Raw genomic sequence first — 22,209 nt, forward strand, 5'->3', positions numbered from 1 at the left:
CTGACGCTACATTGCTCCAGACAATACGTCGGTCATTATCCGCACCCTCCAGTCATTTTCTACCTCTCAGATGGTAGAACCTCCTGTAGGCATACTCGTGCAACGGCGCTCGTGTATATCTACAGGAGGTTCTATCGTTTCCTCTACCTATGCACACAAAAGCAATACATCTTATGTAAAGAGTTTCGTAGTGGAGCGATTTATCGCGTTGGTTTGCCTGTCACGCACCTCACACGCAATAAATTGCTCCACTACGAAACTCTTTACCGTTTTTGAAAGAAAATTCATTATCGCTCGATTACGGTATGGGGAGATTATATGCCCATGATTTTGAAGATATAATTACGGGTTTCTGCGGGCAGAAATGACATCCAGTTCGCGCCTCCCGCTTTGAGCGCATACTCAAGCGTGCCGGAGCCAGCATTATAGGCTGCGAGTGCCTTTGCGTAGTCGCCATACTGTTTATAGTAGCCAGCCATCAGGCGAGCGGCACCGTTCAGGGCGGAAACTGGTTCGTAGGGATTCGCGCCGACGCCAGCTGCCGTGCTTGGAATCATTTGAGCAATACCGACCGCACCAGACGGGGAGACGGCGTTTGGATTGAAGCCGCTTTCCGCATTAATCTGTTGGACGAAATAATCAGGCGGGATACCGTTGCTGACCGCCGCCTGACGTGCAATAGCCACATACTGGCTCTTCGGCAGGGCCGCCGGAGGAACGGGAGGAGCACCGTTATTCGTAGTCGTCTGGCCCTCCTGATCGCTCTTTCGCGCCATAATCTGCCACGTCTGCTGTTGTGTGCGCACCCAGTTCGTCACGCCATTAAATATAGGATTGCCGCTATTCCCGCTCCCCAGAGGTAAGAGCGAGAAGAACGCCACCATCATAATAGCCATAATCGACAGGATGACTGCTCCGTGACGCACACGCTTGCGCAAACGCAGCTCGTTCTCTTCCTCTTCGGCGCCACGCCGACGCCTCTTTCTACTGCCTGGAATAACAACCGTCTCTCGCTTTGGCAGTTCTGCTTTGATCGTGGCATTCAACGCGCCAACAAGCGTTCCCGGAGGGGATGTACCGTAGAGTTGTCCGGCAACAGGGGACATTTGTTTCACTTTGACAACTGCTGACTGTGCAGATGCCTGTCTCCCGGTCGCCTGACGCAATGGATCGGTATCGGGGTCATTTGTAGAATTGTTCGCCTGTACAGCAGATTGTAGTCGGCTAGACCGAAAAGGCTTTTTGACAGCGGATGAACGCAACTGGTCTGTCATATTCCCCGCTTCCTGCCTCGAAAATCGTGCAACTGGAGTCTGTGCAACGGGCGGAGTGGCCGAATCGATCTGGAACGCAAAGCCCTCCTCCCACTCATCGTCCATCGGCTGGACAGGTAAACGAGAATGATACTCTGACATAACCTACCTCTTAAAACTACTCTCTACACTGCTACTGATGCTGAGTCTAACCAAATTAACACTACCCCGTCAATTGTTTGCGCGAAAAGGGGGTGAAAAGTAATATTGAACTCTTCCCTTTTTAACCCGTTTTTTGGCGACGGTCAGAATCAGAGGCGAGGGTCAACCAGACAAAAAAGCTGTTCAATAACATGTCATCACGTATCATTGTGCATATAGAGGGAAGGTCTGTGTCATGAGGTCAACATTCGATAAAGTATCGCAATAATCATGTTTTAAATAAATCAAGGGAAGAAGTACGCAATGTACCTCTTCCCTTAATAAAAATGCAACTGACCACTATTGTTCAGCGCGCAGTGGCGTGGCTCCCAACCAGCGCAGGCTCGCGACGTACCGCCTTAACGGTAGTTTTGCTGCGAGAACGGCGTACAGTCCGCACAGGCAGATAAGGTTCCATCGCATAAAGTGCATTGAGATAGACCTGCTGCTGTTCATGAATAACGCCATTTGGACCAAGATCCCACCATTCGCGCGGCGTAAAGTAGGCTGAGACCTCCGCCTCCGGTCCCGAACGGCCATACCACTGAATTAAGTGGAGATTATCCGATTGCGTCAACCACATCGCAACATCAATCAGATCAGGATTTTCCGTCAGGCGTGCCAGCCCATACACATGGCACATCAGTTGCAGGATATTCTGCTGAGCACTGTTGCCAAGGAAGAACTCCATCCCGCCGGAACCGGCCCAGGTGGTGGGATGCACTGGCAATGGCAGTTCATGAGCATGCTCAGAATGCCGCTCCATCAGCCCACTCGCCGTATATGTGGAGATATTGCGGCGCGCCAGTTCGCCAGGGAGCGCGCGCATAAACTCGAAGATGCCGCTATCCACGCGATGATGTTCGCCAAACGTCTCAAAATCCCAGCCCAACATCACCAGATCACCCCAGGTATTGGCGATCCAGTCGGCGTAGGTATCAGCGTACAGCGGATAACCGGGCCAGTTTCTATTCGAGAAGCGATAACCAACGTCGTCGCTCAAATCAAGATGGCGGGTAAGTAGATACGGAGAGCGTGGAAGGACAGGCTCGGTCAACAGTCTAGATTGCCGTTTTGAGCGGCTTCTCTTCTCCTCAATAGGCACTGTATAAGGGGTTTCGTCACCATAGCGATAAAGATGTGTGGTTTCGCGCCATCCCATCACCCAGGGACGACCATCCAACAGTGCTCCACGAAAGCCCGCAGTGTCGAGGGCATTGTAGAGTTGTGCAGACATACACATCTCAGTCGTATCGGTCACGACCGGGCGCTTGCCAAAGATGCCCTCCAGTTCGTCGGCCATATCCTGCATCCGCATGACAAAGGCCGGCATATCGATAAAGAAAAGGAAACTATGATAGGGTTCAACGCCAATCAGTTCAACATTTTCCTCTGCCACCAGTTCGCGAAACAGTCCCAGCAATGTAGGATCCCAGGCGGCAGCCTGTCGGAGAAAAGAGACGGAGAAACCAATAGAGAGATGCAATCCCTGTCGCACCAGATCCAGGAACATCTGGGCGGCGGGATAATAACTATATTGTGCCACTTTCCTGAAGTAGCGCTCGTTCATGCGTTCATCAAACAGGCAATGGACGATATCCTCAATCGAGGCTCCGCGTGGAATCGGCTGCGCGGGCAGCTTCAACCGACGCGGTTGATGAACGACAGTATAAATCGCCAGATCCGCAACCATACAAACGATCCTCTCGCATTTCACACAGTGTATTATTCAGCTTGCCCAAAGCACTCTATGCTTTTACTTTCAGGGCAGCTTTTTTTTGTTCAAGGGTACTACAAACTGCGTGCAGTCTTTCCTCCGACCGCCTCCTCGTAAGGCACCTTCTCCTCAAGCGAGACTTCATGATTGGCCTCTGCCGCCTGTTTCGTGGGGAAGCTAATATTTTGCTTGCGAGCGAGGAACTCCAGTTTGCCAACCAGATTTTCGATCACACGATCCCAGAGGAATTGCTCCGCCGTATAGCGTCCAGCCGCGCGTATGCGCTCCTGCTCTTCAGGGTGCCGCCGCAAATGGAGGAGATAGCCCACGATTTCGTCGGGGTCATCGGTTTCAGTGACAATCGCGTTTTCAAAGGAAACAGCATAATCTTCGCCAGTACTGCCTGTGACGGCAATGCCCTGCGCCGCCATCACTTCCAAAGCAACAAGGCCAAACGGCTCATGACCACTATTCGCCAGCGTTGCATCGGCAGCTGCATAGGTGGTGCGCACAAACTCTTCAGGGAGGAAGAAACGAAGATTATAGAGATCGGCGGGGCCAGCCTGTTCGATAGCATCCAGACACTGATCCAGATTGGGGCGCTGAGCGAGGACATCGCGAATCACGAGGCCGCGATGATAGGCATGACCGAAGACATCTGCGCCGTGTGGCTCGATGCCACCACGCACAAAGAGCGTCACAGGATGGCCGCTCTCTTTCAGCCGCGCCACCGCCTCAATTGCCATCATCCAGCGCTTGTCGGGGTCAAAGCGACCGATTTTAAAGAGGAAGATGCGGCGAGGGTCGCCCTGTTGCGCGATTGAGCGGAGACGTTTCACAGCCTCGCTATTGACTGGATTAAGATGACGGCTGGGAATACCATTGGGGATGGCAAGGGGGTTGACGCCATATTCCCACATCTTATGCTTCATATACTTGCTGACTGTGCAAAGCGTTGCCACAAAGTTGAGCCGTCCCCAGTTGATGCGGTGCAGCGACATCAAACTATTGAGATTCCAGAGCATCAAGACCTTTTGCCGGACACCAAACCAGTGCAACAGGTCAGAGGTGCGCGTGATAACCTCTGCAGTGTGCCAATCCTCTCCCATAATGACGACCGTTTTGTTTTCGGCCACCGCCGGACGCACAATCTCATCATAAATATGATAGGGTACACTCTCATTGTAATCGTAGAGCTTCTGCTCTTCACCATCATAAACACCGTTGGGATAGTATCTGCTCACCCATTGTGACCAGCGCTTGAGAATGAGACGCCCATTGACACGCTCCTCACGCGCGGGCTTATATGGATCACCGATAAAAATCAGGTGAGTGGTGTATCCCTGAGTTGCTAACGCTTCGCCCAACTCTGTGACGCGAGTTCCCAGGCCACCGGCAGTGGAATACACGTCCGGTCCCTCGAAACAGAGCAGCACGAACAGTGTATTTTCTGGCGATATAGCTCCATCAAGTTTTATCATAATCCGCTTGTCCTCATATGCCTTTGATTGTTGAAGTTGGAAGGAAAAAAGTCGGCAGCCGCCAGCAAATGTTGAGATCGTGGAAAGCCGGGGCTGATCCCTATCCACGATACGCCTGTTTATTGCTGCCTGACATAATCAACCCTGCACATCTCACAGGATATGATGTTGTAAGGATCAGTCAAATTCATCTTCGTTCAGCCTGAGCTTTACGAACAAATTTCTTCTCTACCGGAATATAGAGAGCCATTCAGCATGAACAGGCTGTATTGACAGTATATCACACGACCCTATCACAACCCGTTTTTAGGGATGGCTTGAGCAAAAACTACGCTCAAACCGAGTCTTCCGAGGTCTCAGCAAGCTGCTTTGAAGCTCAGTATATTTTCGTCTCAAGTAGTCAAGCTCATCGTCCTCGTATATCGCAGCTCTTCTTGGAACTACTTTTGCATAAATACTTTATATCACCAAAAAAAATGAACGCACCCATTATGCAAATGCAAAAATCCGAAGATTAAAATTTTCATCATACATTAAATATTCTTTTCATAGCTATCTCTAACATATTTACTGCTACTATTTTTTATTATACATACACATATTTTTATTATATTCGTATATATAAATATAAGGATGAGTTTTATTAAAGCGACCTAAACACCATAATCTTCACTTCATATCTAACCGGGCAATCACTTTTTGTAGTCAATTTGGTTGATATTACTAGACAATCAAGGATTAAAATGATATAAAAAATAGAAAGGATCAAATATATGAATGATTATTTCCAATAAGGGATGGAAAGAGGGGAAGAAACATTAGATCGTGTAAATAAAGCGACAAGTTTTTAGCAAAAGTGTCGCCTTTGATAGATCTGCTCCTACGAATTAAAAAGCATTGATGTGTGCAAGCAATGACGCTACAACCTGAACAGATGCATGTTTCACTGACAACGAACACAACATTTAAGACGTAACAATGCTGAAAAATAGAAAGAAAGTATCTCCTCTTTGCAAGCGAAGAGGAATTTTTGGGAAAGAGATCTTTTTATTGTTCAGCTAATAATAACAACCTGTCTTCCTTAAAACACATTGCCTGTAAATCAGGCAGTTTTAGGGCGTTGCTATACAACCGTAATGGACTTATTAGTAAGAGACTCAAGTGGAGGATTATTATGCAGCGTTTTTTTGGATGGTGGTATCTGCTCACCAGCATTCCTGAACCTTTGGGAGTGTCTACACCTGGCACGTACGAGCTTGTGCGCAGATCTCGCCTATTGAGTACGATTGTTTTTTCCCTATTACTCATATTTCTCATGTTTGTGCCTGCGTGTCTGGCTCTGCCAAATCGTTATGTCGTTCTCGTGGATATAGCGATGATGCCGGTTTGTATTATAGCTCTTATTTTGAATCGCACTCGTCATCCCTATCTTGCAGGAGCATTGCTCGTCGTGTCTTTTGAGGCCGCGCTTGTTCTGGTGATTCTTACCACACGACCCTTTGACGAACCAAGCATCCAGCAATATGAGCTTTTCGTTTTTGGCGAACTCCTTGCGGTATCGCTCCTCAATGCGAGGAGTGTCTTCCTTGTCGCACTCTTTAACTCAGCCTTTATCGGTGTGAGCCTGATATATCAAGAACCGAAAATGGACACGTTGATCCAGGATCTTCACACCCAACTCTTGCCCATGCTAGCACGGCCTATCGCTGTACAACTGCTGGTTGCAGGTGTGACCTATTTGTGGGTTGCCAATGCGACTAATCATATGACGCGAGCTTATCAGGCTGAGATAACGGCTACTGCTGCACAGCGCGTCGCGGAAGAACAGAAGGAGCGGGAAAAGCAGGAGCGCTTGGATTTGCAAATAAATATTGAGCGTGTTGTGCATACCTATGCGCACGCTATGAATAACCGTATCACGACGAAAATAGCCATCGCGGATTATGAGCCAGTGTTGTGGCCCTTGATTAATGTCTTCAATTCTCTGCAAAACAGATTGCAGCACGCCAGCCAGGTCGAGCAAGAATTGCAACAATTGCGCAACGCTATCGCTTCCAGTACAGAGCTCATCTATCAAAACGAGTTCTTGATCCAACAGCCGATGCCAACACGAACTGCTTTAGATCCTCTGTTCGCAGCTTTGAAAGAGCAGCAGAATATTCAGGCGCATGGAAATAAGCGTCTGCCTCAATAACCAGGCTCGCTACATCCTGCACTCATTCTATTCAATTACTGCTTCTTGGCTTCAGAAGCTGAAAGGAATCATACACTATGCCGAAATTATCAGCTATCCAGTTTTTGTTGCATGCGCTTGAAGAAGAAGGTATCACCCATATTTTTGGCGTGCCTGGCGGCCCTCTGGTTCCTCTTTATGAGGCGTTAGAGGAACAGCAAGCAATTATCCCTATTCTGGCAAAACATGAGGAGGGGGCTGCTTTCATGGCAGAGGGATATGCACGTGTGCGGCGTGGATTAGGGGTCTGCTGTGCGACCAGCGGGCCTGGAGCAACCAATGCCCTGACAGGTGTCGCCAGTGCCTACAGCGATTCAATTCCCCTGCTTTTGTTGAGCGGACAGGTTTCAACCAGCGCCTTTGGCAAGGGAGGATTACAGGACAGTAGCGGCATGCATTGGAATCTTGATATTGTTGATATCTATCGTTCCGCCACCAAGTTCTCAGCCATGCTGAACAGTCCTCAGCAGGCACCACATCTTGTTCGCCGGGCCTTGCGCACAGCGTTAACGGGTAGGCAGGGCGCAGTCCATCTCAATTTACCCGCCGATGTGGTGAAACAACCGATCTGGATTGAAGATCTCTCAATCAACAAATATCGTTCCCATGTTACTCCTGTGGGCGATGAGCAGGCCATCAAACAGGTTGCCCGGCTCTTACAAAAAGCCAGACAACCGGCGTTTTTTGTCGGGCATGGCATAAATATGGCAGGAGCCTGGACGCCTCTTCAGCACATCGCAGAAGCCTTACACGCTCCTGTGGCAACGACGCTGAAAGGGAAAAGCGCCTTCCCAGAGCAGCATCCTCTTTCACTAGGAGTCTTTGGCATGGGAGGCCATCCTTTTGCTGATGAGTATCTGCTTTCTGATGAGGTGGATCTCCTTGTGGTTATCGGAACGAGTCTAGGTGAACTGCAAACCTACGGCTGGGAACCGAAACTTGTTGCCAACCGCACTGTTATTCAGATTGATGTTGATCCATTAGAAATTGGCAAGAATTATCCAGTGGATGTCAGTATTGTTGGCGACGCTCACAAAATTCTCACCTCTCTGGAAGGAACCATCCATTCAGCACTCTCCTCCAATCCCACATCTCAGCGTCGTGACAATCCCTTGCTAGAGCAGATCCGCACTCACCATGTACGCTACTATCAAGCAGAACAATTACAGGGCGATGCGCCGCTCCTCAAGCCATCGGCACTGGTGACAAAGATGAATGAGATCTTACCCCCTGAAACCCTCCTCTTTGTAGATAATGGCAACTGTTTTAGCTGGGCTGGACAGTATTATGTTGCGCGACAGCCCGGAACTATATTTATGGCGCTCAATGTAGCCTCGATGGGCTATGCGGTCGCCGCAGCTATTGGTGGAAAAGTTGCGGCTCCAGATCGACCCGTTGTGGCCCTGGTAGGGGATGGAGCCTTTGCGATGAACGGCATGGAAGTACATGCGGCTGTCGATGCTGGTATCCCTGTGATCTGGGTTGTCCTCAATAATGGTGGGCACGGAATGGTTTACAATGGTGAAATATTGCTCCGTGGACGCTCATCCTCAACCGTTTTCCGCACGCCGTTAGATATCAGCACGATTGCTCGCGGGTTAGGCGCACGTGCGTTTAAAGCTACTACCCTTGCTGAGTTTACCGCTAGCCTGCAACTGGCACTGGATGCACAGGAACCGTGCGTTATTGATGCCCTGGTTGATATTGAAGAGATCCCCCGCGCGCTACAACGTCGCGCCGACACCTTGAAAGAGTTCTTTGGTCAGACAGAGGAGAACATCGAAGTCGAAGCGAGGGTCCATTGATTAGGCCAGGTGAACCATTGCGAATCGCCTCTCGCCACAACGAAGAGGGCAATAAACAAAAAGAGATGATGAACTACAGAACAGTTGGAATACTGGGAGCGGGCTATAGTGTACCGCCACACGTTCGTACAAATGATGATCCTATCTTTGCTCAGTTGAAACGCACACGTAATACGCAGGGAATCGTTGAGCAGGACTTGTTCACCGGGCTGAAAGAGCGGCGCTATTTACGTGAAGATGAGCACTTGGAAACTCTGATGATTGAGGCTGCGAAACAAGCGCTGGCACAGGCACATGTGCCTGCCAGCGCTATTGAGAGGCTCTATGGCTATGCTACCGTTTCTCCCTATCTGACACCCAATGCGCTCTACACCGTTCACAAAGGCTTGCAGCTTCCGCAACATGCTCTGGTTGTGCCCATTAATAGTGAGTTCAGTAACTTTTTACTGAGTGTGATTCAAGCCTGGGAAGCCATTCTTGCTGGACATTGTACGTACGCTCTCGTCGTCTGTGGGGCTAACTGGACACAGTATATGGATTATACTCAAGGGCACTCTATCAGTATAGGCGATGGAGCCGGAGCTGTTGTTCTCGGTCCTGGTCATAGCTTTATCCCGCTTGATTACGCTACCCAAACGCTGAGTGAGCAATATGGTGCAATGACGATGAGCGTCCGTTCCACTATGCTGAATGGGAGGCACTACATCCCAGTTGATACGCACAATCTTCCAGTCCCTACCTATGAGATAACTCAAGAGGAGGGAATTCACTCGTTTATGACGGCTGGCATGGAAGGACCGCCTGCTCTCGTGCAACGCTTACTGCATAAACATGGTCTAACAGGCCAGGATATTGCCTTGATCAGTCACCAGGCCTCACGTCTGATGCTCGATTATTGGACCCAGTGCATACAACCTAGAGAATATTTAGAAACCCTGGAACAATTCGGCAACATGACACTGGCAACCTATCCTGTCAACCTCGCCTATTATTTTCAGCACGTGACCGCAAAGTATCTCGTCATAGTCGCAGTCGGTGTTGGCTTTCACCAGGCTGCGCTACTCTTCAAAAGGTAATACCACTGAAGAGAAGGAGGATAGGCACGCATGATACCAGCACAAAATCAAGAGGACAATTCAACCATCGATCAGCCCCCGACACAGCCTCATTCTATGAATGTTGCATTTCAAGGAGTAAGTGGAGCTTTCAGCGAAGAAGCAGTATATACTTATTTCGAGCAAGATATGGGACAACCTATCCAGAAATATTCTTACCAGAGCTTTGCAGATGTGTTTGCTGCCGTCGCAAAAGGAAGCGTAGCCTACGGCGTCGTTCCCCTTGAAAATTCGCAAACGGGCAGCATTGATGAGGTCTACGATCTGCTCGCCTCTTATGATCTCTTTGTAGTTGGCGAGGTCTGTGTGCCTGTCAATCAATGTCTGATGTGTTTACCAGGTCAACGGCTGTCTGATATCAAGCGCGTATTTTCACATCCCCAGGCTCTTGCTCAATGCAAGGAGTATCTAGGGAAGCTCGCGGTAGAAGTGAATACGGCATCGAATACGGCTGCAAGCGCTAAGATGATTCAAGAAGCGCATTTAGAAAATACAGCAGCCATTGCAGGACCACGTGCTGCTGAACTCTATCAGTTGGAGATTCTGGCCCAAAATATTCAAACAGTGAAAGAGAATTATACTCGTTTTCTTGTTCTGGGTAAAACTCAAGGGCCATATTCTGATCAACAGAGTAAGACGATGCTCGCTATTACTATGGCCCGCCAGTCTTTGGCCCTGTCTCACTACTTGACCGTCTTTGCAGCTCATGGACTACAACTCGTGCGAGTGGAAACACGACCTTCGCGTCAGCAACCCTGGGAAACTATCTATTTCGTTGAAATTGCAGGTCACAGTGAAGACCCAAAGGTCCGTTGTGCTCTGAATGATGTGGCAACCTATACTTCCATGTGCAAACTGCTTGGCTCCTTTCAGCGCGCTGTTTGAAGCAACAGATGAAGCCCGCAACGAACAATAACTGCTCTACACAAAAGACGCCCATACCATCACCAGTACGGGCATCTTTTTATATAACTTTACCTATTAATTGTTCGGCGTTGAGGTCACTGTGGGTGTTGTGTTGTCGCTGGTGGGCGACGGTTTAGGCGTTGGCGTCGGCGTCCTCCTCGGCTTAGGCGTTGGCGTCGGCGTTGGTGCCTGGGTCGGTGCCTGAGTTGGCTGGGCAGTTGGTGTCGGCTGTGGTGGTGCCTGAGTTGGCTGCCCCACATTGACCACGTGTAAGGTCACTTTCTGTCCATCTTTCAATACCGTTCCGGCAGGTGGATCTGTTTTGGTCACGACATTGTAGCCCTGAGTGTTATCAAAGCCATCATCTACTATCTCATAAGGGATATTGGCCTGTTTGAGCATCTGGGTATCGTCATCAACCGTATTGCCCACTAATCCATCAGGCACCTTCACCGCCGCTTTTGTATCAACAACGATCGTCGATCCGGCCTGTGTAGTATTATTCGCCTGTGTAGACTGATCCACAATCACACCATCATCGGGTCCATTGCGCTTATGCAGCTTGAGATTGACCTTCGTCAACGCATCATGCGCCTGCTGCAAGGTCATCCCTTTGAGATCAGGCACCGTCACCGGTGGTACGGTGGTCGCAGTAACTGTCGTTGGAGTAGGAGTTGGCTGCTGTTGCGATCCAAAATTGATAAAACCCAGTTCGCTCGCCAGATAAATGCTAAAACCAAGTAATAAGAGCGTTGCAAGCAAGATGAGAATCGTAATAATGCTGGCGAAGCGTGTATCGCGTTGTGTACCAACGACCCCTGCGCGCTGGGGCATGGAATCTTTTTGAAAAGGGCGGGTCGAGCCGGCATCACCCGACATATTTTGATAGGGCTGTTCCCCGCCCATCATACCTGGGATAAAGGGTGGCTGATCGGCCCGCATGGTAGCCGCTCCGTTATCCTGCATGCCGTTCTGGTTATAGGGAGGGTAGCCGCCCATATGATTATTAGGAGACGAGGTAGACTGAGGATACCCCACACCACTCACATGAGTAGGCATCTGATTATTAAACGAGCTAGCAACCGGTGGAGGTGGCGTAATCGGGCCTCCCTGCATAACTCGTGTGGCATCCGATGATGAGCCATTGCCGGCCAACTCTTCTTCACCGAGCAGTTCCAGCGCACGCGCCAGCACACTTCCATCGGCAAAGCGCATCTCTGGCACTTTTTCCAGGCAGCGTAAGATAATGTCTTCCAGAGCAGGAGGAATATTCGGATTGAGCTGACGGGGCGGCATCGGCGCATCCTGGATATGCTGCATCGCCACCGCCACCGGCGTATCACCATCAAAGGGAGTGCGCCCGGTCAACATCTCATACATCACAATACCCAGAGCATAGACATCGGCGGCGGGACTGACGATCTCGCCCTGTGCCTGCTCTGGTGCGTAATATTGCACGGTGCCCAGAGTCATCCCTGTGGTGGTAAGACGCTCTGCATTAATATCCTTATAGACGCTGGCAATACCGAAATCGGTGAGTTTAATAGAGCCATCGCGCCCCACCAGGATATTTTGTGGCTTCACATCGCGGTGAACAATTGCACGACGATGAGCAGCACCCAACCCCAGAGCCACATCATGGGCAATAATAATGGCACGATCAACGGCAAGCACGCCACGTGAGCGCAAGTAGCGGCGCAGGTCGGTTCCTTCGATGAGTTCCATGACAATAAAGTAATTGCCATCGCTCTGTCCATAATCATAGACCTGCACGATATTGGGGTGCTGCAAAGAGGATGCCGCTTTCGCCTCACGTTGAAAACGCGTGACGAACTTAGGATCTGTGCTGTAGACCTCCCGCAGCACTTTTATAGCTACAACGCGGTCCATGCGCAGATCACGCCCACGATAGATCGTAGCCATACCGCCACGCCCTATAGGGTCTTGTAATTGGTATCGTTCACCCAAAACTTCGATTTGCATAGCTCTCCGCACTGTACAGGCAACAATACTGCTGCTGCCCTTCCTTGCCCAGTCAGGCTACCGCTGTAGAAGTACCACCTGGCAGATACCCAGCAGCTTTTTCACAATGCCAGGGTGTCCCACCTCACATCGCGCGCGAAACAGAAAAATACAGGACACTCTACGACAACTCATAGGCGTAGGTCGATGGCTCCAGGTCGTTGATCGCATTTCCCTCTCAGGAAGACAGACAAGGCCAGGTGTATATATCGCGCCACCTATTTTAACCTATTCTGCGGCAGAATGGAACACTCTATACAAAAGTAGGAGTTTACTGTATTGTACACCACCAACATGAACCGTAATCAACCCCAAAAAGAATACAGCCTCCATTTCGTCTTCTCAGCGTCACATCCTGTTCCGGTTACTTCATTCACTGTCAACAAGTGACGCGCCAGATCCTAGCACACGTTCATCACCAGAACGTTTTGTTATTCGCAATGCATCCATATGTTCAAGGAGTGGCAAAATATATTTGCGCGTCGCTCCCAATATATCACGAGCTTCGGCTACAGTCATCTTCCCATGCATACGTACATATGCCACCAACTTTTTTACGGCCTCGTCATATGTTTCACGGAGAAACAGAATGCCTTCTCCCACCTTGAATAGTTGTCTCTGCTCAATCAACGCATTGAGTATTTCAACGCCAACCATCTCCTCGACTTCTCCTCGTCCAGGAGGAGTGTAGGGACTCGCGCGAAACCGTTGTAACAGGTGATCTACCAGTTGTTGCTGAGAGGGGGTAAAGCGTGGTGTAAAGTCAGGTAAGCGTAACAGCCCCCCCGTTCGCAGAGCACCTTCCTGCACTGATCTCATACCGCCAGCCTCTCCTCCTGCAACCACCATCGCCAACCTGCCCTCGTTCTGCAACTCAACAAGAACCTCGTTCGCCATACGCGGCGAAAGGTTAAGCCGTCCACGCCATTCCTCTTTTGAAAGGCCGCTTCGTAATGGATAGAGGCGATGGTACTCGCCAACCTGTTGCGTTGCTTCATCCGCCAGCATATCCCAGGTATGTTGGGCAAACCAGAAGCCGCCAACCTTGCGTACCCTCCCCTCTGATAACAACGTCTCTAGTATCTGCAACGTCACATCCTCAGCCATATTAGCCTGCTTTATGATGTCCGCCAGCTCATATCCCACCAACCCATGTATAACCTTTGCACTTCCAACCCTGCTCGCAGTTGCCTTTGCCTCGCCTCGTCCTGGCACCCGACGATCCAGCGCGGCAAGGACAAGTTCTTCTGGCGATCCCTGCATCAGACGTTCCAATGCCTCCAACACCACTGGCTGAAATCGACGATGATAGCGCGGTAGCACATCGACGATTTCGCCCCCGCCAATGGTCATGCCAGGAGACGGGATGCGCAGGATAAAGCGGTCCCGTCGCGCAACCACCGCTGGGCGGCTCAAGCGCAGTTGCACCCACGCGCTCTCTCCTGGTATTAGCTCTTCCGTATCAAGCAGCCGCACGCGCGCCGGGATCTCCTGTGACCCACAATAAAAATCCACCTGCATATTATGCGTCAGAGAATGCCCAGCATCCTTAAGCAACTGGATGCGAGCATCCAGCAAAACGGTCGTGCGTAACTGACCCGGAAGCGCTACGACGTTGCCGCGTGCCAGTTCCGTGCGCGCCACATTTGCCAGATTCATCGCCACCCGGTTGCCCGGAAAGACTGTATCTCGCTGCTGTTTATGCGTCTGCAAGCCACGAATACGCGAGGTGATGCCCTGCGGCAAAATCTCAACCTCGCGGCCAACGCTAAATGCGCCATCGAGCAGCGTACCAGTAACCACCGTCCCAAAACCGGTTATGGTAAAGACGCGGTCGATAGGGAGCCGAGGACGCCCGATGTTTTGACGTTCCTGCGCTTCGTTGAGTATACGATCTAACTGTATAAGAAGTTGTGGTAATCCCCGTTTCTGGTCTTGATACACTGAGACGGGAATAATGGTGGCATCGGCCAGCGTCGTGCCTTGCAGTTGCTCCTGGACCTCCTCGCGCACCAGTTCCAACCACTCCTCATCGACGAGATCGCTCTTGGTCAGGGCAACCACGCCACGCGAGACGCCCAGCAAGTCAAGGATCGCCAGATGTTCGCGCGTCTGCGGCATGACCCCTTCGTCGGCGGCCACGACCAGTAAGGCGGCATCAATCCCACCAACGCCAGCCAGCATATTTTTGATAAAGCTTTCGTGTCCCGGCACATCGACAATACTGACCTCGCGTCCACCTGGAAGCGTCAACCAGGCGAATCCGAGATCAATGGTCATGCCACGCTCTTTTTCTTCGGTCAGACGATCAGGATCAATGCCGGTCAATGCCTTGACCAGAGTAGATTTGCCATGATCCACGTGTCCGGCAGTTCCAATACAGGCCATGCTACCCGCTCGCTTAGCAGCCGACCAGCGCTATAGACGCTCGCCCGCTACTCCCCTATCCCATTCTTTCTCTAGAAGAACAGGACGGAAAGATACTGAAATCCCAAATGTAGCATTTAGTATACATCTGAAAAGGATTTCTGGCTATCCGTCAGTAGCTCTCGCCCGTTGACGATATCTTTTTCAATTACCGCTTGCGATCAGCTTTGGCTCTGAGCAGATGTTGTTTGGCATAGACGGCGGCACCATAGGCCCCCGCCGTCGTTCCTAGCATGCCCCGCACGATCGAAGTATGTTTGAGATGAGTATCCAGACAGCGGCTCCGGGCAGCGGCAACAGCACGCTCAAAGTAGAGATCCAACTCATCGATCACATCTCCACCTAAAATGATGGTATCAGGGTTCAAAAAATTGATCACGTTGGCGATACCGGCTCCAAACGTCTCGGCTGCCTCTTCGATCACTTGAATGGTAAGAGCATCTTCCTGCTCAATGGCTTCTGCAATATTCGTCACCCCGATATCTAATGGCTCCTGTTCAAGATCCATCAGAGAAGCCAGTAAGGTTGCCCGTCCCTCGCGATACGACTGCTGAAGCTTCCGTCCCATAGCTGCGCGCGAAGAGATCATTTCCAGGCAGCCAATATTCCCACAGGTACAGACGGGTCCATGCAGATCAATTGTCGTGTGACCAAATTCGCCCGCCAATTGCTTTGAGCCGGTATACATTTCTCCATTGATGATGATGCTGGACCCGATGCCATATCCTACATAGAGATAGACGAGGTGCTGAATATGTTTTCCTGCACCTATTTTTTGCTCCCCAATTCCTTGCGCGCCAATATCATTGATCAGCGCAATGTGGCAGGGAAAGTCTTCCTGGACCAGCGCGGCCAGCGGCACATCGCTCAGGCCAAGCATTGGAGTAAACAGAATTACTCCGTTGTCCTGGTCAATCTGACCAGAAGCAGCAACGCCGATGGTCAACAAATCGGATGGACTCACCTGCGCATCGTCAATCGCCTCTTTGATACTATTGCGTATACGTTCAACTAAAACGTTCTGATCTGGCTCACGAATGATGCCATGCAGCCGATGCTCGCCCATCAGACGCAAGCCTTCGTTCGCCTCCTCTCGCACAATAATTGTATGCACACGATCAAGCCTGGCATTTACGCCTACAAGCAGTTGAGGTCCATCCATTGCTTTGCCTCCCGCAAGCTATAGCACCATTGACACCGCCATATTCGCCTCGCACGCCTCTTCTTGCTCGACAGCAGGCTCCTCACTGAAAGCAAGAGGCGCTTCATAGCGAAGGAGACGTTGCGCTTCCAGTTGCAATACGTCGGGAAATAGTGCTTTGTAAATAGAACAATTGGGAGATTGCACGTCGTATCGCCCGGTCACTTTATAGGTTAACAGCGGGCATCCTCCCGTACACCAGTAGCGCCACGTACATGTCTGACATCCCTCTTTCTGATCGACGGGAAGCCCCTGCACGCCTGTACGATCATCTCTGATGGCCTGCAACGGATCAGCCAGATCGATCGTTGCGACTGTGTGCCGAATATCGGCCTGACATTTGGCAACCCCTCCTCGCTGATCGATGACCAGATAATTCTTGCCGACGCCGCAGGTATGCGTATGAGGAGCGTGTAGCCTGGCCTTATCCAGTAGACAGGAGAGCAGGCTCCTCCTGGGCAAATTGTCCTCAATCACTTTGAAGACAGAGCGCATCGCTGCAATGATCTGGGCATCCGCGAAGCGTAAATCGTCGATATGCGCGGAGCACTCGTTTTCTCGGTAATAATTGAGCGAAAAAGTCAGTTCATGCTCCAATACATAGTTAAGCAGTTCAGGTAAACCATCGAGGTTGCGCTGCGATACGGTAATAGATATATGGGGCTTCACACCGTTTGTCAGCAGGCGATTGATTGTACGAAGCACATAATAAGAGGAGCCATGCCCATTGATAAATGACCGCTGGCTATCGTTATACAGTCCCAACCCATCCAAAGAAATAGAGACCGCAATGTGTCGCTCTTTCAAGTTATTGATCGTTCGCTGTGAGAGGACTACGCCATTCGTCAGGAGCACCGCCTCCAACTTGATATCGTGCTCTTGCGCCATGCGCGTTGCGTAATCATGCAGTGTAGTGAGCGCCTTCATATGCAAGCTGGCCTCCCCGCCTGCATACTTCAGCTTGACGCTGCGAATATGATGTTTCAGCGCAGACCTGAAAACGGCGTCGATGGCTCTGCGCCCTACATCCTCTGGCAAATCCTCGCGCGTTTTATCCAGATAACAATAATCACAGCGGAGATTGCAGTCATTGGTGATATGTATCCATGCCGTCAACTGTTCTGGCAGCGTGTTTTTTTGCATCTGTAACGCCTCATCGCCCAATCGCAAAAAACCGCACTGATACAGGAACGTGACCACAGATTTCATTCTACTCGCTGATTGATCTGTTCGCAGGTGACACACCTGCCCTACCGTCATAGGCTGTTGAAATAATTCAAATAAGGCCATTGCAGGTGCATCAAGAACAGCTATCTGCCCCCCTTCGATCGGGTTACATATCAACCATCTTCCCTCTCCACATTGTTGTATGTAAAGCAACGGGGACCAGTTCAATGCCCTATCCATCTGCACAAGTCCGTCAACTTCATCCGTAATGATGGGGGCGCTGCTGAAAGAGTAATCAGCACAATCATTACAATCGCTGTCACAATCGCCACTACCACGTATCTCCCGCTGAGCGGAAGAACTATCAAGCCAGATCTTCATCTTTCTTATCCTACTACACACAATAAACTATTCAGACAATAACCACAGCCACCTACCGTATATCGCCTATATTCCATTAGGAATATCAAATGTCTTTAATATAAGATCATATGACGAATAACCTCCTTACAAGTATTAACCAATTGAGGATGCTCTTGATCCAACCCCATAGCATACCAGTATTCAAGTAATAAATCTATTACTCCGGGTAGAAAATTATTTGGGACGTCAAGCAGTACATCGTTCAATTTCCTTAAAAACTTATCAAAGACGGGAGAGCCTCTCAGCGCCATAAAGCGACATGCTATCCTGTAATGTTTGAATGCGCTTTGATACTCTTGCCTCCTATAATAGCTATCGCCTTGAACTTCGCTAGCACGTCCTAGCAAATCCTGATAATTGTTTTTACGTGCAACGCGTTTTGCCTCCTTTATCTGTTCACTGGAATCTGATCCCACATAATCCAATGCTTCGGCCAGATCTAGCAGGATTTCAGCCAGTTCACGATTTTGCCCTATCTCATGGGCCAGTTCTAGCGCAGGCTCAAAGCACTGAATGGCATCATGCCAGCGTTTCATCGCAGCCAGCACACGCCCTTGTTGGGTGATGCTGTCCATCGCAGCCTCATATCTTGCTCCTACTGTCAGCCGTGCTGCCTGTTGAAAATCTCCTAGCGCTTTCTCCAGTTCGCCTTTCCTGAAATGCACATTACCAAGAGAAACATACGAGGCGGCAAGGGGGCGTTTATCTCCAAAGCGTTTATAAATACTATACGCTTCCTGATAGATGCGTTCAGTTTCAACCATTTCATCCAGGGAATAGTAAATATGACCGATAGTACTTAAACTTAAACCAACGTCTACTTCTCTGATCTTGCCCTGTTTGTACAGGTCACGGCGAATACGCAAGGCGAGCTTACAGTAACGTAAAGCCTCTTCCAGCTTGTTTTGAAAGCGCAACACATTGCCCATATTGTTCAAGGTTGCAGCGTACGCTGTTGTATCATCAAGATTTCTCTGAATCTTGATACATTCCTCATAGAAAGACATCGCCTCCCCATATTGCCCTCGACGCCGGTAAATATATCCCAACAAATTATAGAGACGAGCATAGCGTGTCTTGTCCTTATTTGTTCGCTCTATTTCCAGGCAAGCTCGGACACATTCTTCCGCCTCCGTAAAAAGGCCAAGTTGCACATAGCAACTGCTTTTTTCGTTGAGGATATCTGAACGACGCAGTTCAGCCCATTGTTCATCTTGCTCTAACGTCTGATAAATTTGGAGTGCTGCGGGCCAGTTCAATTCTTGTCTGAGCAACCGACCTTCCGCCAAGCGCATATTTTGTATCTGCTCATGCGTCATCTGCCCCTGGAATTTGCGCAGCTCCTGAAAGAGTGTTCGCGCAAATGAGCGTAACGACAACCTTACAGCTTCATTAAAGAAACTCTCGAAATACAGAATTCCATCAGTAACATCGATAAAGAGCTTATGAAAAAGTGTCTCCGCTATATAGCTCTGGCGCACTTCCTCCTCCTGCTCTTTCTCAAGCAACCCTATATAGTACTCCACAGCCAAAAGGCTCAGGTCGCGGCGTATACGTTGATCAGGGTCTTGCTTCTCCCAGCAATATCTGTTCACTAAACGACGCATCTCATCATGCAAGACGAAATCGTCACTATAAGTGGAGCGGCGCACAAACGAGAGTTGGGGGAGTGCCGTGATTAATTCCTGATACATCATCTCCGGCACAAGACCTTTTAATCCTGGCCGATCCACAAACAATTTCAACAATGTAGCATTAAAGCGATGATAAATATGCGCCATCGAAAAGATCGCCCAGCGGCTCGGGTCGTCAAAATTGTTGATCTCCTCCACCAGACTCGCCTCAAATTCTGAGCGGCTGATTGATACCAGCGTCTCCGGCGTTTTAATGCGTTTGTTCAGGACATCCACGAGCAGTCCTACAAGGATCGGTCTCCCTTCGCTCCTCCTGTAGAGCGCATGCAACATCTCATCTGAGAGCGTACTGACATCATACACATAACAATGAACTTTTAAGTAATCAACCGTCTCCTCGTACGTAAAAGGCGAAAGAGGATAGACAAGTGCCTCTCTTTCTCTGCCAACCCAGTTAGGATGCGACCAGTCGGGTGGATTCCGTCCAGCAATAATTGCCCGAATACGATTGGATTGATAAAAATCGGGAAAGGTATGAGCCGGATCGAGTACAGTGCCAATGGGATGACGTTCAATAAGTTCAAATGTATCAAAGAAAAACAGCACATATACGTTCTCTTCGCGCATGCGTAACTGCAACAGGCGTAAATCATCGGCAAAGGCGTCGCCCAACCGCTCACGCATATTCGCGGTCTCTGCCGAGCCGCCCAACGTTGCCTCATGATACTCTTGTAGCAACCGCTGAAAGCTTTCAGGTTCCCACTTGGGATATTTTTGTTGTATAGCTTCTATGAGCCGCCCGGCAATCACCACGCCATCACGATCCATCACATTAAAGAAATCGACAGGCACAGGAATAACATTGGAAAACTGTGTTGCGGTCAACTTCAACAACCTGTCCAATAACAATGTTTTCCCAATGCCGCCTTTCTTTTCTTGCGCCTCCAATTCATCATGGACATACACGATGGCTGGTGCATCAGCATCGGACAGCCACTTGCTAAGAAACTCAATTTCTCGCTCGCGTCCGATAAATTCTTCAGTTACAGGCTCGATAAACATTGCTCAGGCTCCTTCCTCCAGCACAGCGTGGAAGATACGGGTCAGCACGGCATCAAACTCCTGTCCCAACAATACCTGTAAAACTTCATCCACTACGAGGACACTGTAGAGTTCCCGGGCCTCATCCAGAACCGATTGCTGAATAACCTGCTCCATTTTTTCTTCAAAAATACCTGTAAAATCATCTCCCTGAGGAAGGCTGTTACCAGGCATAAATATTTCCTGCAAAAATTGGTTTCTTGCTTCAAGAGGGATATGCCTGTATATCCTCAAGAAGCTTTTCAGGAACAACAACAGGATCAGATCGGTCCCTCTCTTGCTCAGCGCCTCCTGCAAATCTTCATCTTGCTGGAACTCCTCATGGAAGCGCACAAGGTTCTCCGCAAAACTCACATGTTCTTGCTCCGACCCTTGAGCCATAAGCAGTTCTATCTGTTCCATAATTATCTGTTGCACAGCCTCTTCTGGCTCACTGTGAGCAAGATGATAAAAGTATTCACGCAAGTAATGAATACGATCGGCTCCTACCACTTCCTGGATAAAGTCTCTATTTTTCTTCGCCAGAAAGCGATGAACATCTCGATAAAGCTGTGGCTGCTCTATTCTCAGCTTGCGCAAAAAGAGGCGTCGCACAGGAGCTTCGATGCAATAACCAGAACGAGCGAGATCCCAGCTGAGGGCGCTTACGTCCTTTGCAATGCTGCCAGGAAAGGAAATATAGGCGATGCTACTCGCCAGACTGTACTGAGAAGCAAAAGCCTCCACCAGATCCTGCATGAGAGCAAGGTTAAAGCGCCGGGGCACGGAAAGGATGGTAAAGAGGGTCTGATAGCGGTTGAGGTCGGGAGCAGAGACAGCCGAAAAGAGTTTTTGATTGATGACCCTTTCAGAAATAATGGACATGAGCAATTTCTGATCCTGCTCCTGTCCGGGATGAAGCCGCTTCTCAATGATGGCGTCTGTCATGACGTTCATGGCCAGCGGATAGCCGCCCGTCCATTCAAAAATCATCTCACGGACTTCCTGCCCGATCGTTGGCTCTACTTTCTCCAAATATTGCGCACACCACTTTGGCCCGATCGGTTGCAGCGAGCGTGTGACCAGCTTACGCGCCAATGAGCGGGTACGCGTGAACCGCTGCTCATTCCTGCTCGCCAGCACCACAAACAAAAAGCTATTCTCGATGAGGTCGCGCAACTCAGCTTCTATCCCCTGCAACATGGCTGGACTCGTTGCGTCCAACGAATCGAGGATCATCACGACCGGCTGGTGCATATCTAACAAGGTGCGCGCATCGCCAACGGAACGCGTTATCGCCTCTTCCCCCTGAGTCAAATCGGTTGCGACACAGGACAAATGCTTCTCGCTGCATTGCATTTCAATATGCTTGAGCAGCATCGTCTTGCCAATTCCCTGCACCCCATAAAACTCAATGATCGGCGTCTGCAACAATTGCCGACTTTGTAGAGTGGTTACAGCACTATTGATCAGCCGTAACTCTTCCTCTCGATTGACAAATATCTCACCCATGCCTGTTGCTCCGTTGCTCAGCTTGTTCGATT

At 49.8% G+C, this 22,209-nt stretch carries 13 protein-coding genes; 4 read left to right on the top strand and 9 right to left on the bottom strand.

Annotated features, from left to right (window positions below; all coding sequences use genetic code 11):
* Positions 1–314: 314 nt before the first annotated feature.
* The 3 genes from K3T83_RS13035 to K3T83_RS13045 form a co-directional block, all read right to left on the bottom strand.
* Positions 315–1,415, bottom strand: coding sequence for a lytic transglycosylase domain-containing protein (locus K3T83_RS13035; RefSeq protein ID WP_220203400.1), 1,101 nt, complete (start codon positions 1,413–1,415; stop codon positions 315–317).
* A 346-nt stretch (positions 1,416–1,761) separates the two neighbouring features.
* Positions 1,762–3,147 (bottom strand): polysaccharide deacetylase family protein, encoded by a 1,386-nt coding sequence (locus tag K3T83_RS13040; protein WP_220203401.1) that lies wholly within the window; start codon positions 3,145–3,147, stop codon positions 1,762–1,764.
* A 98-nt stretch (positions 3,148–3,245) separates the two neighbouring features.
* Positions 3,246–4,652 (bottom strand): glycosyltransferase family 4 protein, encoded by a 1,407-nt coding sequence (locus K3T83_RS13045; RefSeq protein WP_220203402.1) that lies wholly within the window; start codon positions 4,650–4,652, stop codon positions 3,246–3,248.
* Between the two features lie 1,174 nt (positions 4,653–5,826).
* On the opposite strand from K3T83_RS13045, the gene K3T83_RS13050 reads away from it, so the two are divergent.
* The 4 genes from K3T83_RS13050 to pheA all read left to right on the top strand — a co-directional run bounded on the left by K3T83_RS13050 (position 5,827) and on the right by pheA (position 10,690).
* Complete coding sequence (locus K3T83_RS13050; protein ID WP_220203403.1) at positions 5,827–6,846, top strand: hypothetical protein; 1,020 nt, start codon at positions 5,827–5,829, stop codon at positions 6,844–6,846.
* Between the two features lie 77 nt (positions 6,847–6,923).
* A complete protein-coding gene (locus K3T83_RS13055) occupies positions 6,924–8,690 on the top strand; it encodes a thiamine pyrophosphate-binding protein (RefSeq protein ID WP_220203404.1) in 1,767 nt (588 codons plus the stop codon).
* Positions 8,691–8,755: 65 nt separating this feature from the next.
* Positions 8,756–9,766 (top strand): 3-oxoacyl-ACP synthase III family protein, encoded by a 1,011-nt coding sequence (locus K3T83_RS13060; RefSeq protein WP_220203405.1) that lies wholly within the window; start codon positions 8,756–8,758, stop codon positions 9,764–9,766.
* Positions 9,767–9,796: 30 nt separating this feature from the next.
* Positions 9,797–10,690 carry a prephenate dehydratase gene (pheA, locus tag K3T83_RS13065; protein WP_236064887.1) on the top strand — a complete coding sequence of 298 codons (894 nt, stop codon included), beginning with the start codon at positions 9,797–9,799 and terminating at the stop codon, positions 10,688–10,690.
* A gap of 96 nt (positions 10,691–10,786) precedes the next feature.
* Here pheA and pknB read toward each other — a convergent pair whose 3' ends face one another.
* The 6 genes from pknB to K3T83_RS13095 form a co-directional block, all read right to left on the bottom strand.
* The gene (pknB, locus tag K3T83_RS13070) at positions 10,787–12,694 is read right to left on the bottom strand and encodes a Stk1 family PASTA domain-containing Ser/Thr kinase (protein ID WP_220203406.1); all 1,908 of its coding nucleotides are present in this window, start codon (positions 12,692–12,694) and stop codon (positions 10,787–10,789) included.
* 408 nt (positions 12,695–13,102) lie between these two features.
* Positions 13,103–15,121 carry a selenocysteine-specific translation elongation factor gene (gene selB / locus K3T83_RS13075; protein WP_220203407.1) on the bottom strand — a complete coding sequence of 673 codons (2,019 nt, stop codon included), beginning with the start codon at positions 15,119–15,121 and terminating at the stop codon, positions 13,103–13,105.
* A 187-nt stretch (positions 15,122–15,308) separates the two neighbouring features.
* A complete protein-coding gene (locus tag K3T83_RS13080) occupies positions 15,309–16,322 on the bottom strand; it encodes an ROK family protein (protein WP_220203408.1) in 1,014 nt (337 codons plus the stop codon).
* Positions 16,323–16,340: 18 nt separating this feature from the next.
* Positions 16,341–17,909 (bottom strand): radical SAM/SPASM domain-containing protein, encoded by a 1,569-nt coding sequence (locus tag K3T83_RS13085; RefSeq protein WP_220203409.1) that lies wholly within the window; start codon positions 17,907–17,909, stop codon positions 16,341–16,343.
* A gap of 95 nt (positions 17,910–18,004) precedes the next feature.
* Positions 18,005–20,647, bottom strand: coding sequence for a tetratricopeptide repeat protein (locus K3T83_RS13090; protein WP_220203410.1), 2,643 nt, complete (start codon positions 20,645–20,647; stop codon positions 18,005–18,007).
* Between the two features lie 3 nt (positions 20,648–20,650).
* Positions 20,651–22,177, bottom strand: a complete 1,527-nt coding sequence (locus tag K3T83_RS13095; protein WP_220203411.1) for an AAA family ATPase — start codon at positions 22,175–22,177, stop codon at positions 20,651–20,653.
* Positions 22,178–22,209: the final 32 nt, after the last annotated feature.

The organism is Reticulibacter mediterranei (assembly GCF_016587455.1).